Genomic DNA, 15,767 nt, shown 5'->3' on the forward strand with positions numbered 1-15,767 from the left:
GCCCTAGGATCCTGCCCCGGGGGTGGTTCATGTGGCCGTGGAGTTCCGTGTGCTGGGCGGGGTCGAGGTCCTGGTCGACGGCCACCGCCTGGATCAGGGGCCGGCGCGACAGCAGAGCGTGCTCGCGGTACTGGTGTGCGAGGCCAACCATGTGGTGACGGTGGATCGACTCGTCGACCGGGTGTGGGGGGAGAGACCGCCGCAGCGCGCCCGGGAGACGCTGTACAGCTACCTCTCCAGACTGCGCCGGGCGTTGCGGCCCGTGGCCGAGGAGGCGCGGATCGTGCGGCGGTCGGGAGGGTACGAACTGGTCGTCGTGCCCTCGACCGCCGACCTGCACCGCTTCCGGGCCCTGGCCGCCCGGGCGCGCACCGCCGCGCACGCGGGGGAGGAGGACGAGGCGGCGCGACTGTTCGAGGACGCCCTCGCGCTGTGGCGAGGCGAGATGTGCCCCGGTATGGACAGCCCCTGGTTCGCCGCCCAGCGCGAGACCGCCCAGGTGGAACGGCTCGCGGCCGTCCTGGACCTGGCCGACGTCCAGTTGCGTCTGGGCCGCCACGGCGACCTGCTGGCCACGCTGCCGGCCCTCGCCGACAGACACCCACTGGACGAGCGGCTCGCCGCCCAGCTGATGCTCGCCCTCTACCGCGGCGGGCGCCCCGCCGACGCACTCGGGCACTACCAGGTCGTACGGCGTCGTCTCGCCGACGAGCTGGGCATCGACCCGGGGCCCCCGCTGCAGGAGCTGTACCAGCGGATCCTGATCTCGGATCCGCGGCTCGCGCCACCGGCCGGAAGCGACAAGCCGCACTCCGCCCGCGCCGCCACCGCGGCTCGTCCCCGACAACTACCCGCCCCACCACCCCTGTTCACCGGACGCGGCAGCGAACTCGCGCGCCTGGACAAGCTGCTGGCCCCACAGGACAAGCCGGACGGCGGCAGCGTTCTGACCGTGGCGATCTGCGGCACCGGCGGCGTCGGCAAGACCTGGCTGGCGCTGCGCTGGGCCCACGACCAGCAAGACCTGTTCCCCGACGGCCAGTTGTACGCCGACCTGCGCGGCTTCACCCCCTCCGGCGAGCCGGCGGACCCGTACGCGGTCATGCGGGGTTTCCTGGAGGCCCTCGGCACCGACCCCGCCGGCCTGCCCGCCGCCCCGCAGTCCCAGGCCGCGCTGTACCGCAGCCTCACCGCGGACCGGCGGTTACTGGTCGTGCTCGACAACGCCCGCGACAGCGACCAGGTACTGCCCCTGCTGCCGGGCAGCCCCACCTGTACGGTCTTCATCACCAGCCGGCACCAGCTCCCCGGACTCGCCGCCTCCCACGGCGTCGGCCGGCTCACCCTGGACACGCTCGACGGCACCGAGGCACGCGAACTGCTCGTCCGCCGCATCGGCGCCGACCGGCTCGCCGCCGAACCCGAAGCGGCGGCGGAGCTCCTCCATTACTGTGCCGGGCTCCCGCTGGCCGTCAGCGTCCTCGCCGCCCGGGTCATCAGCAACCCGGTCCTCAGCCTCACCGACCTGGCCGCCGAACTGCGCGACACGGCAACCCGGCTCGACGCCCTGGAGACCGGCGAGACGAGCGGTGACGTACGCACCGTCCTCGCCTCCTCCTACCTGGCCCTGGACCCCGACACCGCCCGGGTCTTCCGCCGGCTCGCCCAGGCACCCGGCACCGACATCGGCCTGCCGGCCGCCGCGAGCCTCACCGCCCTGCCGCCCGCCCGGCTCCGCACCCGGCTGCGCCGTCTCCAGGCCCACCACCTCGTGCAGGAACACGTCCCCGGCCGCTTCACCTGCCACGACCTGCTGCGGGCGTACGCCCTCGAACTGGCGCAGACTGAGGCGCCCGCCGCCGAATCGGACGCCGCACTCACCCGCGTGCTCGACCACTACACGCACACGGCGTACGCCGCCGACCGTCTCCTGCTGCCCCACCGCGACCCGCTCCCGCCGGCCCCGACGGCGGACGGCGCCGAACCCGAGGAACTCACCACGCACGACCAGGCCATGGCCTGGTTCACCCGCGAGCACACCGTCCTCACCGCGGCCGTCGACCATGCCGTACGCACCGGACACGACGACCGGGCATGGCGGCTGGCCTGGGCCCTCACCACCTTCCTCGCCCGCCGGGGACGCTGGGCGGATGTCGCCGCCGTCCACACCACCGCCCTCGCCGCCGCCGTCCGTCTCGGGGACCCGGCCGCCCGCGCCGAGTCGCACCGGGCCCTCGCCTGGGCGTACACGGAGACCGCCCGCCTCACCGAGGCCCACCAGGAACTGGCCCACGCCCTCGCCCTGTCGGAGGCCGACGGCGACCTCCGCTCTGCCGCCCACACCCATCTCGCCCTGGGCTGGCTGTACGAGCGGCAGGACGACAAGCCCGCCGCCCTCAGGCACGACCAGTGCGCCGTGGACCTGTTCACCTCGCTCGGAAACCTCGCGGGACGGGCCCGCGCCCTGAACGCGGTGGCCTGGGACCACGCCCGGCTCGGCGACCACACCGCGGCGGTACGCCACTGCCGGCAGGCCCTGGCCATCCAGCGCGAACTGGGCGACGAACGAGGCCAGGCCGGCACCTGGGACACCCTCGGCTACGCCTACCACCAACTCGGCGACCACCCGAACGCCGTCGACTGCTACGAACACAGCCTGGCCCTCAACCGCGCCCTGGGCCACCGCTACAACGAGGCCGAGACCCTGGTCCACCTGAGCCAGACCCACCAAGCGACAGGCGCCGTGGAACCGGCCCGACAGACCCTGCACGAGGCCCTCGCCATCTACCTCGACATCAACGCCCCCGAAGCGGACGTAACCCATCTCCGCACCCTTCTGCGGGAACTCGACGGCTCGACGGCGGGTTAGGGTCGAGGCGCAGTCCCGGGGCCCGGCGTAACGGCGGGCGTCACGAGTCCCGGCGCAGCTTGCGCAGTGCGCGGAACTGGGGGCCGTAGGTGCCCGGGGCGTAGCGGAGTGGGGTTTCCATCAGTTCCACGGCCGGGTCCTCCAGGCCGCGCATGGCGTGGATGGCGGCGCCCAGGGTGCGGTGGCCGCCGCCGGCCCAGGCCGCGTCGAGGGTGTCGAGCACGGTGCTGTAGGTGGCGTCGAAGCGGAACAGGAGCCGTCCGACGTGGACCGGCGGGTGGGGCCAGCCGCCGACCGGGATCCGGGCCATGGGGCGCACCTCGGGGAAGGGGACGGGCCCGCCCACGTACTTCCAGCCGTCGTCGGTCTCGCGCAGCTCCCGGCCGTGGTAGATCTCGCCGAAGGCGTAGTAGTGCGCCGGGTGGTCGTCCTCGAAGGAATCGGACGGGGAACTGGAGGTGCCCTCGCCCTGCTCCCTGATGATCCCGATGGCGCTCTCGACGTCGTCGAGGGTCTCGACCGGATACAGGTCGTCGGAGAAGACGTACTGGGACAACTGCCCCCGCACCGACAGTTCCGGCTGCACCACCCGGAACGCCTTCAGCACGTCGGCGTAGAACTCGCCGACGGTGGGCGAGGGGCGCGCGCTGCGGACGAGGGACTCTTCGGGGGCCTCGATCGCCATCATCACGTCGCGTACGAACGGCTTGGTCAGGCCCGACAGGTAGACCGTCACGCCGGCCCGCACACCGCCGGGCAGCGGGCCGGGGAAGACGGGCGCGGCGGCCTTGATCTGCGGCCGGCCGCCCACGGCCACGAGCAGGTTGCAGGCGATGCCCAGGTGGTACATCTCGTCGCCGACGATGCGCTGGATGAGCCGCGCGACCTCGCTGCCGCGGTCCTTGACGGACCACAAGCCGCACAAGTAGGGCGGGATGGTGGCGAGTTCCAGCCCTACGGCGACCTGGAGGGCCGACCTGAGCCAGGCGACCCCGCGGCCCTCCTGAGGCACGGCCAGCAGACGCGCCACGGCCCCGAGGCCGGGCGCCGCGAGCGGCCCGCTCTCCGGCAGCCCGGCAGCCTGCGCGGAACCGGCGACCCCCGCCGGCGCGCCTGCCGCCAGAGCGGCCGACGCCAGGAAACTCCTGCGCCTGAACGGAGAAACCGCCGGCTCGTCCGGCTCTTCGCCCATACCCGTCACCCTCGCCTCGCCTCAGCTCATGGTCATGGTCATGGTCCCGCTCTGCCCGACGCACTCGGGACCCCTTTGACAGCTCGCGAAGCTAGCAGCCATCACCGCCGCGACCAGGGCAGACGAGCCGTGCGGCGCATCGACCACCCTGTCGGTCCAACGTGGGGGTCCCGGCACGGAAGCCCCCGCGAAGGGGGTGTTCGCCGCGTCGGCAGACCGTCGATTCCGCAGCGACCGGCGGGAGCGGCGGGTGGGGATGGCGGGCATGGGGCTGTCGACGGCGTTCACGGAGCGGTTCGGTGTGGAGCATCCGATCGCTCTCGCCCCGATGGGCGGGTCGGCAGGCGTTGGTCCCCCGCGGCCGGGGGGCGTGACCGACAAGCCGCGTCAGGGGGCCGAACTCCAGGACTCAGCGAGGCGATCGATCGCGTGGTCCGGCCGTGCTCGACCGCTGCACCAACCGTGTCGACAACTCCGTCCGCGTACTCTCCGGCCGGTCCCCGTCCATCATCCGTACCAGCAGCCGCAGCGCCGTCGCCGCCATCTCCGACAGCGGCTGGCGGACCGTGGTGAGGGCCGGGGCGATCCAGCGGGCCTCCGGCAGGTCGTCGAAGCCCACGACGCTCAGGTCGTCCGGCACGCTCAACCCCCGTTCCGCCAGCGCCTCGTAGACCCCGAGGGCCATCCGGTCCGAGCAGACGAAGACGGCCGTCGGCGGTTCGGGCAGGTCGAGGAGGTCCAGCATGCGGCGGCGGGCGACACCCTCGTCGAAGCCCGCGTGCCGGACGTACTCGGGGCGGTGCCGCACCCCGGCCGAGGCGAGCGCCGAGCGGTAGCCGGCCACCCGGGCGGTGCTGCACATCTTGCGCTGGTGACCGGCGATCACGGCGATGCGTTCGTGGCCCAGCGCCAGCAGATGCTCGGTCGCGATGACACCGCCGTGCCAGTTCGCCGCGCCCACCGACACCACGCCCGGCGGCGGTTCCAGCACCGGGTCGATCATCACGAACGGGATGCGGTGCTGCTCCAGCCACGCGTACTGCGACGCCGTCAGCTCGGCCAGGTTGAACAGCACCCCCGACGAGCCCCGCGCGATGAGCTTGTCCAGCCAGCCGCGCTCCGGGCGCCCGCCCCGCGTGCGGGTCAGCCCGGCCGAGACCACCACCTCCAGGCCTGCGTCATGGGCCGCCGCCTCCACACCGTGCAGCACCGCGCCCGACCACGAGGTGTCCAAGGAGTGCACGACGAGGTCGACCAGGCCCGGCGTCTTCGCCGCGTCGAAGCGGGGTCTGCGGACATAGCCGAGCCGGTCCAGCGCCTCGGTGACCCGGCGGCGGGTCTCGGGGGCCACGTCCTCGCGGCCGTTGACCACCTTGGACGCGGTCGGCACGGACACCCCGGCCTCGCGGGCCACGACGGCCAGGGTCGGCCCGGCCGCCATGCTCGCACTGCCCGTACGGACCATCGGGAACCACCTCTCCGGCCCGCCCGAGGGCCTTGAAAAGTTTCGACCAGCCGGAAACAGTAAGCGCTTCCTACCCTAGATATGCCGCGAGGACTCCGGAAGGGGCCGGAGTTCGCAGGAATGCACGGGCAACGGCTTTCGAAACTTCGAACAGGCTCGAGGGCGGCCCGTGACTACCAGCAGGTGAGGCGGAATCCCGTGAAGCCGGCCGTGAAGGCCGAGTCGACCAGGTCCACGGCGTGGACGCCGGCCATCGCACCGGTGAAGCGCAACTTGGAGCCGTAGTCGTCGGAGAGCTTGGTGAAGTCCAGCGGCGTGCCGACCGGCGTGCGGACGCCCTCGCGGACGTACCAGAACCGGGCCCGGCCGTCGTCCACCGTCACGCCCAGGGTCAACGGCGCGCTCGCGTCCACCTCCACGACGGCCGCCTGCCGGGTGCCGAACTCCTCGCGCTCCACGAGGCAGAGCACCGTACGGCCCTCGCCCCGCCACTGCTGCCCGTGCTGCCCCTCACCCGCGGGCTCCGCCCAGGTGAGGTCGAGGCTCAGATACGCCTCCGCGCCGTACCGCAGGACCAGCCCGGCGGCCTGCGTGAACGTGCGCGGCCGGGCCTCGACGGTGACCTCGGCCTCCGCACGGTGCTCGGTGATCCGCTGGGCCAGCAGACTGTGCGCCCACCGCGACTCGGGACCGTGCCGGCCGCGCAGCCGGATCCAGCCGGGGCGGGTGGTCGCGTCGGCCCAGCCCGGGTCGGCGCTGCCGCGCAGGGTGCTCCAGGGCCAGCCCAACGGGTCACCGGTGTCGGTGAGCCGGGGCTCCGGCTCGGCGGGAGATGTCGGTACGTCGACCTCGACCGCCGGGTGCCAGCCCCCGTGCCGCAGCCGGGGCCAGCCCGCCTCGTCCCAGGTCAGTGCCTGGATCGCGGTCTCCCGGCCGAGCGGGCAGCGCGGGCCGTCCGGCGTCCGCAACGGCCGTGCCGCGAGGTGGCTCATCACCCACTCGCCGTCCGGCGTCTCCACCAGCTCCGCGTGCCCGGCCTTCTGCAACGGCACCGACGGATCGTCGCGTGTCGTCAACAGCGGTTGGCTGTCGAGCTCGTACGGGCCGGTGATCGCCCGACTGCGCGCCACCAGCACCCCGTGCTCCACCCCCGTGCCGCCCTCGGCCAGCACGAGGTGGAACCAGCCGTCGCGCTTCAGCAACTTCGGCCCCTCGATGAGCCGTTCGTGCTGGAGCAGCAGGTGCGTGTCACCGACCGGGGCCAGGGTCTCGCGGTCCAGCTCCGTCAGGACGATCCCGGCGAAACGCCGCCCGCTCGGCCGGTGGTCGCTCTGCATGTTGAGCAGCCACAGCCGGCCCTCGTGATGGAAGAGCGCGGGGTCGAAGCCGTGGCTCGCGATGCGCTGCGGGGCGCTCCACTTGCCGTCGACATCCGTGGCCGTGGAGACGTACGTGTCCAGGTCGAAGTACGGCGTCCCGACCGAGCGCACGACCGAGTACACCACCCAGAACCGCTCCCCGTCCCAGCTCAGCGACGGCGCCCAGATGCCACCGGAGTCGGGGACACCGGCGAGGGAGTCGCCGGGAGCCGCGCCCCGGACGTGGCCCGCGTACTCCCAGTGGGCCAGGTCCCGGGAGCGGTGGATCGGGATCGTCGGGAACCACTCGAAGGAGCTCGTGGCCACGTAGTACCAGTCGCCGGCCCGGACCAGGGAGGGGTCGGGGGCGAAGCCGCGGATGACGGGGTTGTGCAGCAGGGTCACGCGAACTCTCCCAGGCCGACGGTCACTTCAGGGCCCCCATCGTCACGCCGGACTGCCAGTAGCGCCGCATCGCGACCATCATGATCGCCATCGGGATGATGGACAGCAGCGCACCCGTCAGGACGAGGCTGGTCACGTCGATGCCCGACTCCAGGCGCTTGCCGGACCAGTTGTACAGACCGAGATTGAGCGTCCAGTTCTCCTCGCCACGCAGCACGGTCAGCGGTAGGAAGAAGGCGTTCCAGGTGTTGACGAAGGCGAGCAGGAAGACCGTCGCGCCGCCCGTCGTCATCATCCGCAGCACGATGCTGAAGAAGATCCGCAGCTCACCGGCGCCGTCGATGCGCGCCGCCTCCAGCAGCTCGAACGGGATCGTGGCCTCGGTGTAGACCTTGGCCAGATACACGCTGAACGGGTTGATCAGGCAGGGGATCAGCATCGCCCAGGGGGTGTCGACCATGCCGATCGCCGAGAACAGCAGGTACAACGGCAAGGTGAGCAGCGCGATCGGGATCAGCAGACCCCCCACCGCCGCCGCGAACACCACACTCCGGCCGGGGAAGTCGAAGCGGGCGAGCCCGTAGCCGGCCGCCAGCGCGATCAGCGTGCCGCCGAGGGAGCCGACACCGGCGTACAGGAACGAGTTGGCCGTCCAGCGCAGGAAGATGCCGTCCTCGTAGGTGAAGACCTGCTGCAGGTTGTCCCACAGGTGCCAGCCCGAGAACCACAGCCCGTTGCTCTGGTACAGCCCCACGCGGTCCTTGGTCGAGGCGATGATCAGCCAGTACACGGGAAAGAGGCTGTAGACACTCGCCATGACGAGACCGAGCAGCAGGAAGCGCTGCCCGCCACGGGAGCGTGCGGCCGGATCGGGACGGGTGCGCCGCCGGACGCCGCCCCCGCCGGCCGGGGCGCCCGCGGGCCCCGCGCCGTTCTCCTTGCGATGTGCGGTCAGCGCCATCAGTCCGCCTCCCTCGAGGTCAGCCGGTAGAAGAGGAAGGACGCCACACCGAGGATCAGGGCGAGCAGCACCGACAGGGCCGCGGCGTAGTTGTAGTTGGCGGCGTTGAACGCCTGGTTGTAGATGATCATGATCGGGGTGAAGCTGTCGCTGACGGTCTGCGGGGCGATGTTCCGGAACAGCGCGGGCTCGTTGAAGATCTGCAGCATCTGGATGATCGACAGCAGCGCGGTCAGGACGAGCGCCCCGCGCACGAACGGGATCTTGATGCTCAGCGCGATGCGCATCTCGGAGGCGCCGTCCAGCCGAGCCGCCTCGAACAGCTCGCGGGGCACGCCCTGGAGCGCGGCGTAGATGATCACCATGTTGTAACCGATGCCGTGCCAGGTCAGCAGGTTGCCGATGGCCGGCCACACCATGGAGGGCGCGAAGAAGTTCCAGTCGAACCCGAAGAGGTCACCGAGCGGGGTCAGCGGGCCCACCTCGGGGCTGTACAGGTTGATCCACACGATGGCCGCGACCACGCCCGGGATCATGTACGGCACCAGCAGCAGAACCCGGAACCGGCCGGCCACCTTGGAGCTGACCGCGTCCAGGAGCAGCGCCAGCACCAGGCTGACGAGCAGCATGAACGGGATCTGGACACAGGCGAACAGCACCACCCGCAGGATGGAGGTCATGAACGCCGAGTCGGTGAGCCCGTTCTGGTAGTTCTCCAGCCCGACGAACTCGGTGGTCGCGCCGCCGAGTCCGAGCCCGGACCGCTTCTGCAGGAACAGCGACTGGTAGACCGCGTAGCCGATGGGGAGCAGGTACAGGAAGACGAAGCCGAGCTGGAAGGGCACCGTGAAGGCGGCACCCTTCCAGCGCTGGGAGCGAATCATCGAGTCTGCCTCAGCCCTTGACGCTGATGCCGCGCTGCTTCAGGTCGTTGACCGTCCACTCCTGCATGTGCGCGAGCAGATCGGTGACCTTCTGCTTCTTGCTGACGACCGCGGCCCACTCGTCCTGCATCTCCGTGAACATCGCGGTCCAGTTCGGGCCGAAGGTCCAGTCGGTGGTGACGGTGCCGAGGCTGTCCGTGACGATCTTCTTGGCCGGCTCGTAGTTCTTGCCGAGCAGCTTCTCGGAGATCGCCTCGGAGACGTACGAGTCACTGTCGGCCAGCGCCGGCATGACACCGCTGCCGGTCTCCGGGCTCGCCATGGTCTTGACCGCACCGCTGTCGGTGGACATCCACAGCGCCGCCTCGGCTGCCTGCTCCTTGTGCTCGCACTCCTCGGACACCAGCGTCAGGTTGGCGCTCTGGTTGGTCCCGGCCGGCGTCTTGGCCGCCTCACCCTTGAAGGTCGGCCAGGGGGACAGCGCCCAGTCGCCGAAGGACTTGGTGAAGTTCTGCACCATGCCGGACATCTGCCAGGTGGAGATCTGCCGGGTCGCGGTGCCGCCGTTGTCGTAGTTGCGCTGCACGGCCGCGTAGTCGGCGAACGACATCTTGGAGTTCAGGTCGTTGTCGATGATCTCCTGGATCACCTTCGCGGCCTTGAGGGTGCCCTCGTCCTGGAAGTTCACCTTCCAGGAGTTGCCGTCGATGCTGTACCAGTGCGCCCCGGCCTGCATGGCGAGCACCTCCAGGGTGCTCGGGTCCTCACCGGCGTAGTTGGTGATCTTGATGTCGTGCTTCTTCAGCTCCTTGCCCGCGGCGATGAAGTCGTCCCAGGTCGCCGGGGCCTTGAGGCCGTACTTCTTGAAGATGTCGGTCCGATAGATCGTGAAGGCGGGCGCCGAGGCGGTCGGAACGCCGTACACCTTGCCCTGGACCTGCCCCGCCGCCCATGAACCGGCGTTGAACTTGTCCTTGTCGGCCTCGACGTACTCGGTGATGTCGGCGAGCGCACCCTGGGAGACCCAGCTGGTCACGTACTCACCGGTGTTCTGCAGCAGACAGGGCGCGTTGCCCGCCTTGACCGCGTTGGTCAGCTGCTTCTGCATGGTCAGCTGGTCGGTGACCTTCGTGTACTTGAGCTGGACGTCCTTGTGGCTGGCGTTGAACGCCTTGACGACGGCCTCCTGGCCGTTGGCCCAGCCCCAGAAGTCGAGGGTGACGGGGCCGGAGGCCTTGGAACCGGAGTCCGAGTCTCCGGAGCCGGATCCGCCACAGGCGGCGAGCAGACCTGTCAGAGCGATTCCCGCGACGGCGGCGGAGGCGAACCTTCTCCGGGGGCTGGTGAAGTTCATCTGACCGTGATCCTTCGGAATGAGAGCGTTCTATCGGAACGGCGGCGGCTCGGTGGTGCCGGCCAGAACGGCGGCCGGAAAACGTCGGCTCGCGGTTGCGGGGGGTCGGCCAAGCGGAAGCTGTAGTAAGCGGTTGCAGGGACGGTAGGCCGACGTCTCCGCTCATAGCAAGAGGTGCGCGGAAATTTGTTACGCCGGGTTGTCCGTCCGGTGACCTGTGGGCGCGCGTCGGCCGCATCCGTGCCGGAGGGCGTAAGCGCAGGTAGAAGGCTGTTCGGCGAGGGGAGTTGGGCGGGTGGAGAGCGCTCCCGGGCGACCTGGCGAGGACCGGTAAGGCAGCGGGAAAACGCTTACGAAACGTTTGCTGGGCGTTACTTCCGTGCGCCCCGCCGGGCAGGCGGCTGCACGGAGTTGCGTACGACGACATGGGTGCCCAGCACCAGATGGTCACCGTCGCCGCCCTTGCGGCGGCCGGCGCCGCCCTCGCGCCGGTCCGCCACCGCACGCAGCGCGACGCGGCCCATCTCCTCGTACGGCACGTGGACGGTGGTGAGTTGGGGGGTGAGCTGGGAGGCGAGCGGAATGTCGTCGTAGCCGACGATCGACACGTCCTCCGGCACCCGTAGCCCGGCCGCACGCAGCGCCTGCATGGCCCCGGCGGCGACCACATCGGTCCCGGCCAGCACGGCGGAGAAGTCCAGCCCCTGCCCGAGGGCATCCTCCACGGCCTCGTACCCGTGCTCGTAGTCGTACGGCCCGTGCCGCACCATGCCCGGGTCGAACGGCACGCCGTACGCGTCGAAGGCCCGCCGGGCGCCCTTCAATCGGCCCTGGGCGGTCGTGAGTTCGGCATGCCCCGGCAGCACGAGGACCTTGCGATGCCCGGCGGACAACAGATGGCTGGCCATGGCATAGGCGCCGCCCTCGTTGTCGTAGTCGACCGTCGTGGCCGGCACGTCGCCCTCCAGCGGCGGTCTGCCCACGAGCACGAGATGGGAGCCGGCGGCGTCGAGGGAACGGGCGAACCGCGCCATGCGCAACTGGTACTCGTCGTAGTCGTAGGCACCGCCCAGCAGCACCACGGCCGCTACGCCCTGCTGCCGCATGAGGTTGACCAGCGCGAGCTCCCGCTCGGGGTCGTCCCCCGTGGTCCCCACCAGCGAGAGCCAGCCGCGCAACGTGGCGGCGCCCTCAACTCCCTTCGCCACATGGGCGAACGCGGCGCCGGTGATGTTGTTGATGAGGATCGCCACCGTGGGCGTTCCGCCGCCGGCCAGGGAGCGGGCGTGGGCGTTGGTGACGTAGTCCAGATCCCGGACGACCTTCATCACCCGTCGGCGCAGATCGTCCGAGACCGGGTAGTTGCCGGACAGGACGCGCGACACGCTGGCGACGGAGACGCCCGCGCGTTCCGCCACGTCCCGGATGGTGGCCCGACCGGCGTCGCTGGACACCTTGCGCTGACTCACCCTTGCGGCTCCTTCACCGTCGCGCCTTCCTTGCCGGACGCCCGGGCGTACTGCCCCGCGCCGGATGGCCAGAGGCCTCGTCTCTCGCCGTACGACAGGGAAACCGGCCCCCCGCCGATGCGGAAACCGTATCCCATGGTTTCCGCGCGGGCGCCTCGTGCGCCGGCCGCCGCCTCATGCGACCCGGGCCAGGTCCGCATGGCGCACCTCGTGGACCGGCGGCAGGCCCGCGACCAGGCGTTCCAGCTCCTCCACGACGGTGCGGCCGAGGCGCTCCAGCTCGTTGCCGAGCGATCCGGCGATGTGCGGGGTGAGGAAGACGTTGGGCAGGTGGTAGAGCGGGGAGCCGACGGGCAGCGGTTCGGGCTCGGTGACGTCGAGGATCGCGTGCAGCCGGCCGGAGACCAGCTCGTCGGTGAGCGACTCGGGGTCGATCAGGGCACCGCGCGAGGTGTTGATCAGGACGCCGCCGTCCCGGATGAGGGCGAGGCGGTCGCCGTCGAGCATGCGGTAGGTCTCGGGGATGTCGGGTGCGTGCAGGCTGACGATGTCGCTGTGCCGGAGCAGGTCCTCCAAGGACATCGACTCGGCACCGAGTTCGGCGGCCTCGGCGGGGCTGACGTACGGGTCGTGCAGCAGCACCGTGAAGTCGAAGGGCCGCAGCAGCTCCAGCAGCCGTCTGCCCACCCGCGAGGCACCGATGACGCCGACGCGGCGGCCGACGTTGCCCGTGGGGGCGGTCTCGGCGGGGGTCGGATAGGCGCGGCTGGTGCGGAAGCGCTCGCGGTGGGTGAAGGTGTCCTTCCCGGCGAGCAGGATCATGGCCAGCGTGTACTCCGCGACCGGCAGCGCGTTGGCGGTCACCGCGCTGGAGACGGTGACGCCGTGCTTCCAGAGGGCCTCGCCGACCAGCGAGCGGACCGAGCCCGCGGCGTGCAGGACGGCGCGCAGTTTGGGGGCGACGGCGAGGACGTCGGCGTCCAGGTGGGGGCAGCCCCAGCCGGTGATGAGCACCTCCGCCTCGGCCAGGGCGGCCGCGGACGCCGGGTCGGTGAAGTCCCGCACCACGAGTTCGGGGTCGATGTCGGAGGTCTTCCTCAGCCTGGCCATGAGCGGCGAGGGGAAGAGCAGCGGGAGGTGCACCGGGTCCATGGCGAACACGGCCCTCGGTGGCTGGGGGCTGGGCATGAGACTCCTGACGGACTGAGATGGAAACATTTTCAGAAAGCGCCTTCTACCGTAGATCTGCCGAGAACGGCTGGTCAATCAATTGGGCTGAGAGTGGGTACACGGGTTTCCTCGAACTCATTTGCGCCGCGTACAAGCTTGCTTGGGAGGGGAAGGCGTGGCGGGGGCGGTACATGGGGCCACGGCGAGCTCGTCCCGCAGCGTCGTGGCCCCGGCGGGTCCGGGACGTGCGGCCCCGCCCAGTCTCGAAATCGGTTACTTCGTTTTCTCCGTTGCTCGCGGCGGCCGGAGGCGTCACACGGACCCTTGGGCGGCGGGGATGCGGACGACCGTGAACGAGTGCGGCGGCAGAGGGCAGTCGAAGGCGTCGGACGCGGGGAGCGGCGAACTGTGCGGGACGGCCTGCTCGGCGGAGAGCTCGCCGGACAGGACGGTCCGCGTGGCCCGGGCGGCGGATCGCCGCGCCCCGACGAGGCGGATGTCCGCCGTGATCTCGTCCGGCGTCAGGTTCACGGCCTTGACGATGACGTCACCCGTCGCCGAGTCCCGGACCGTGGAGACCGAGAACGTCCGCAGCGGACGCCGGTCGTCCTCGACGTCGTGGATCAGGGTGCCGTCCAGCAGACAGCGGATCCGGGAGCCGGCGACCTCGACCCGGATGCCGTACCACCGCCCGGTCTCGACCGTGCCGGGCACCCACTCCACGTCCTCGGTCCGTCCGTCGCAGACGCGCTGCAGCGGCATCCCCTTGTTCTGCCAGCCGCCGATCGTCCAGAGGTAGTGGTCACCGGTGGCCACCGCTCCGAAGGCGATACGGAAGCCCTCCTCGCCGCCGGTCTTCCGTGCCCGCACATCGATCGAGTAGTCGGCCTCACCGCAGCTCACCCGTAGGTCCGCGTACTCGGCCAGGGAGTTCACCGTGTCGAGCCGGACCCCGCCGCCCCGCAGGCCGTCCGGCGGGTCGGCCGCGGCCGGGGCGCCGGTCAGCGTGTGCGGCAGGTACACGTCCCCGTGGTGCACGGAGTGCATGCGGTGCGCGTGGTAGTTCACGGTGAGCCGGACGGAGGTGTTGTCGAAGTGGATCAGGTCCGGCGTCCACTGCGTATGGCCGGACTTGGCGAGCAGCGGGGCGTAGGAGGACAGGGCGACGATGTCGCCGTTGCGCTCCAGGGCGTTCATGTACGCCGCCTCGGCGAGGGCGTTGTACAGCGTGCTGCCCATCGACGCCCACTCGCCGAGGTACACCTTCGGGCCGGAGCGGTCGTAGCCGTCGTAGCGCTCGGTGTTCTGCAGGAACCAGCGCGGGGAGAGGTACCCGTGCTCGTCGACCATCGCGACGCCGGTCTTGCGGGCGAACTCCCAGCCCGCCTCGAAGTCCCGTCCCCCGGGGGCGGGCCCCGAGGTGCCGATGACCGTGATCTCGGGGTGCCGCTCGGCCAGCGCCGCGTGGATGAGGGCGAACCGCTCCCGGAACGCCGGGGTGATCTCGTCCTCGTTGCCCACGCCGAGGTACTCCAGGCCGAACGGCTCCGGGTGCCCGGCCTCGGCCCGCCGGGCACCCCAGGGGGAGTCGGCGGGGCCGTTGGCGTACTCGACCAGGTCCAGGATCTCCTGGACGTAGGCGGGCATCTCGTCGAGGGGGACGGCGTGCTGGCCGCCCGGGGTGTTCTGGCAGCAGACCCCGGCGGCCACCACGGGCAGCGGTTTGGCGCCGATGTCCGCGCAGAACTGGAAGTACTCGAAGTAGCCCAGCCCGGCGGACTGGTGGTAGCCCCACAGGTTGCGCTGCGGGCGGCGGCCTTCGAGAGGGCCGATGGTGTCCTTCCAGCGGTACATGTTGTCGAGCCCGAGGCCGTGGGCGACGCAACCGCCGGGAAAGCGCAGGAATTTGGGCCGCAGATCGGCGATCGCCTGGGCGAGGTCCGCGCGCAGACCGCCCGGCCGGCCGCGGAAGGTGGCCGTGGGGAAGAGGGACACCAGGTCCAGGTGGACGGTGCCGGGGGTGGTGGCGAGGACGAGCAGCCGGGCGTCGGGGTCGGTCGCGGTGGAGACCAGCACCGCTTCGTGCCGTGTCCAGGAGCCCGTCGCCGCGTCGAGCACGGCCTCGGCGTACGTGCCTCGCGATCCGGTCAACCGGACGGTCAGCGGGGCGTGTTCACCCTCCGGGCGGCGGGCGAAAAGGCTCAGCCGGTACGACGCCCCCGCCTCGACCGGGATGCCGTCGAACCCGTGGTTCACCAGGCCCACGCCCTCGCCCGGGGCCGTCACCTCCAGCACCGCGTGGCGCGGGTTGGCCGGGTGCAGCGGGGCGGCGGTGTCCGTGCCCAGGCCGCCGCGTCCGCCGCCCAGCTCCACGAGCTCCCAGGCGGTGAGCGCGTGCCATTCGGGACGGTCGTCGCGGCTGTAGGCGAAGGAGCGGTTCTGGACGAGTTCGGCGTAGAGCCCGCCGTCGGCCGCGTGGTTGATGTCCTCGAAGAAGGCGCCGAAGACGTCCGGGCTGATCGGCCGGCCGGCGTCGGCGCTCATGTCGACGCGGATCGTGGTGCGGCGGGTGGGGCGTGTGGGGTGGGGAGGACGGGGCATGCTGGGCTCCGTTCACGGTCATGTGGTCGAGGGCTCGTG

General features: G+C 71.2%; 10 protein-coding genes. 1 reads left to right on the forward strand and 9 read right to left on the reverse strand.

What is annotated here, in order from left to right:
- The first annotated feature begins 31 nt into the window (after nucleotides 1-31).
- Complete coding sequence (locus tag ACIREI_RS42845; RefSeq protein ID WP_403345381.1) at nucleotides 32-2,869, forward strand: BTAD domain-containing putative transcriptional regulator; 2,838 nt, start codon at nucleotides 32-34, stop codon at nucleotides 2,867-2,869.
- Between the two features lie 40 nt (nucleotides 2,870-2,909).
- Here the strand turns inward: ACIREI_RS42845 and ACIREI_RS42850 are convergent, their stop codons facing one another.
- From ACIREI_RS42850 to ACIREI_RS42890, 9 genes are all read right to left on the reverse strand, one after another.
- On the reverse strand, nucleotides 2,910-4,061 hold the full coding sequence (locus ACIREI_RS42850) for a ferritin-like protein (RefSeq protein WP_403345383.1): 1,152 nt from the start codon (nucleotides 4,059-4,061) through the stop codon (nucleotides 2,910-2,912).
- Nucleotides 4,062-4,470: 409 nt separating this feature from the next.
- Nucleotides 4,471-5,526, reverse strand: coding sequence for a LacI family DNA-binding transcriptional regulator (locus ACIREI_RS42855; protein WP_403345385.1), 1,056 nt, complete (start codon nucleotides 5,524-5,526; stop codon nucleotides 4,471-4,473).
- 173 nt (nucleotides 5,527-5,699) lie between these two features.
- Nucleotides 5,700-7,289, reverse strand: a complete 1,590-nt coding sequence (locus ACIREI_RS42860) for a family 43 glycosylhydrolase (protein WP_403345387.1) — start codon at nucleotides 7,287-7,289, stop codon at nucleotides 5,700-5,702.
- A gap of 22 nt (nucleotides 7,290-7,311) precedes the next feature.
- A complete protein-coding gene (locus ACIREI_RS42865) occupies nucleotides 7,312-8,250 on the reverse strand; it encodes a carbohydrate ABC transporter permease (RefSeq protein WP_403345389.1) in 939 nt (312 codons plus the stop codon).
- Entirely contained in the window at nucleotides 8,250-9,134 is an 885-nt protein-coding gene (locus tag ACIREI_RS42870; RefSeq protein ID WP_403345391.1) for a carbohydrate ABC transporter permease, read from the reverse strand. Before ACIREI_RS42870 ends, ACIREI_RS42865 begins: the two co-directional genes overlap by 1 nt.
- Nucleotides 9,135-9,144: 10 nt before the next feature.
- Nucleotides 9,145-10,488 (reverse strand): ABC transporter substrate-binding protein, encoded by a 1,344-nt coding sequence (locus tag ACIREI_RS42875; protein ID WP_403345392.1) that lies wholly within the window; start codon nucleotides 10,486-10,488, stop codon nucleotides 9,145-9,147.
- A 371-nt stretch (nucleotides 10,489-10,859) separates the two neighbouring features.
- Nucleotides 10,860-11,957, reverse strand: a complete 1,098-nt coding sequence (locus tag ACIREI_RS42880; protein ID WP_403345394.1) for a LacI family DNA-binding transcriptional regulator — start codon at nucleotides 11,955-11,957, stop codon at nucleotides 10,860-10,862.
- Nucleotides 11,958-12,131: 174 nt separating this feature from the next.
- Nucleotides 12,132-13,145: a hydroxyacid dehydrogenase gene (locus tag ACIREI_RS42885; protein WP_403345396.1), complete on the reverse strand. Its 1,014-nt coding sequence runs from the start codon at nucleotides 13,143-13,145 to the stop codon at nucleotides 12,132-12,134.
- A 294-nt stretch (nucleotides 13,146-13,439) separates the two neighbouring features.
- Nucleotides 13,440-15,728 (reverse strand): alpha-L-arabinofuranosidase C-terminal domain-containing protein, encoded by a 2,289-nt coding sequence (locus ACIREI_RS42890; RefSeq protein ID WP_403345398.1) that lies wholly within the window; start codon nucleotides 15,726-15,728, stop codon nucleotides 13,440-13,442.
- Nucleotides 15,729-15,767 lie beyond the last annotated feature (39 nt).

The organism is Streptomyces sp. NPDC093591 (genome assembly GCF_044764885.1).
Taxonomy (GTDB): Bacteria; Actinomycetota; Actinomycetes; order Streptomycetales; family Streptomycetaceae; genus Streptomyces.